The organism is Terrimonas alba (genome assembly GCF_042434975.1).
Taxonomy (GTDB): domain Bacteria; phylum Bacteroidota; class Bacteroidia; order Chitinophagales; family Chitinophagaceae; genus Terrimonas_B; species Terrimonas_B alba.
In genome coordinates this window covers 1-1,809 of the sequence record NZ_JBHMQM010000026.1, presented here as the reverse complement: position 1 = coordinate 1,809, position 1,809 = coordinate 1, and the positions used below count along the sequence as shown (strand labels likewise).

Sequence of the window (1,809 nt, the reverse complement as noted above, 5' to 3'; positions counted from 1 at the left end):
ATAAGTTCCTGCAGCAAGAGCGGTGATGTCCTGCGTGGTTGCGCCATTGCTCCACACATAAGTGTAAGGAGTCGTACCACCACTAACAGTTAAGTCAATGGACCCGGTGGCGTTACCAAAGCAAAGCACATCCACTTTTGAAGAGGTGAGAGCCAGGGCTGCAGCAGGCTGCCCAATGGTGACCGAAGCGGTAGCTGTACAATTATTGTTATCCGTAACGGTAACGGTATAAGTTCCTGCAGCAAGAGCGGTGATGTCCTGTGTAGCAGCGCCATTGCTCCACACATAAGAGTAAGGAGTCGTACCACCACTAACACTTAAGTCAACAGAACCGGTGGTATTGCCAAAGCAAAGCACATCCACTTTTGAAGAGGTGAGAGCCAGGGCTGCAGCAGGCTGCCCAATGGTGACCGAAGCGGTAGCTGTACAATTATTGTTATCAGTAACGGTAACGGAATAAGTTCCTGCAGCAAGAGCGGTGATGTCTTGCGTGCTTGCGCCATTGCTCCAAACATAAGTATAAGGAGTTGTACCACCACTAACACTTAAATCAACAGAACCGGTGGTATTGCCAAAGCAAAGCACATCCACTTTTGAAGAGGTGAGAGCCAGGGCTGCAGCAGGCTGCCCAATGGTGACCGAAGCGGTAGCTGTACAATTATTGTTGTCCGTAACGGTAACGGAATAAGTTCCTGCAGCAAGAGCGGTGATGTCCTGCGTGGTTGCGCCATTGCTCCACACATAAGAGTAAGGAGTCGTACCACCACTAACACTTAAATCAACAGAACCGGTGGCGTTGCCAAAGCAAAGCACATCCACTTTTGAAGAGGTGAGAGCCAGGGCTGCAGCAGGCTGCCCAATGGTGACCGAAGCGGTAGCTGTACAATTATTGTTATCCGTAACGGTAACGGTATAAGTTCCTGCAGCAAGGGCGGTGATGTCCTGTGTAGCAGCGCCATTGCTCCACACATAAGAGTAAGGAGTCGTACCACCACTAACACTTAAGTCAACAGAACCGGTGGTATTGCCAAAGCAAAGCACATCCACTTTTGAAGAAGTGAGAGCCAGGGCTGCGGCAGGTTGGGTAATGGTAACAGAAGTAGTCGCTGTACAATTATTGTTATCAGTAACGGTAACGGTATAGGTTCCTGCAGCAAGAGCGGTGATGTCCTGGGTAGCGGCGCCATTGCTCCAAACATAAGTATAAGGAGTTGTACCACCACTAACACTTAAATCAACAGAACCGGTGGTATTGCCAAAGCAAAGCACATCCACTTTTGAAGAAGTGAGAGCCAGGGCCGCAGCAGGCTGCCCAATGGTAACAGAAGTAGTCGCTGTACAATTATTGTTATCAGTAACGGTAACGGTATAGGTTCCTGCAGCAAGAGCGGTGATGTCCTGCGTGGTTGCGCCATTGCTCCACACATAAGAGTAAGGAGTCGTACCACCACTAACAGTTAAGTCAATGGACCCGGTGGCATTGCCAAAGCAAAGCACATCCACTTTTGAAGAGGTGAGAGCCAGGGCTGCAGCAGGCTGCCCAATGGTGACCGAAGCGGTAGCTGTACAATTATTGTTATCCGTAACGGTAACGGTATAAGTTCCTGCAGCAAGGGCGGTGATGTCCTGTGTAGCAGCGCCATTGCTCCACACATAAGAGTAAGGAGTCGTACCACCACTAACACTTAAATCAACAGAACCGGTGGCGTTGCCAAAGCAAAGCACATCCACTTTTGAAGAAGTGAGAGCCAGCGCTGCAGCAGGCTGCCCAATGGTGACCGAAGCGGTAGCTGTACAATTATTGTTATC

Annotated in this window: 1 protein-coding gene; it reads right to left on the bottom strand. The window is 49.8% G+C overall.

What is annotated here, in order from left to right; translation table 11 throughout:
* Positions 1-1,809: beta strand repeat-containing protein (locus ACFEL9_RS26220; RefSeq protein ID WP_385896305.1), on the bottom strand; the 1,809-nt coding region annotated here is incomplete at both ends.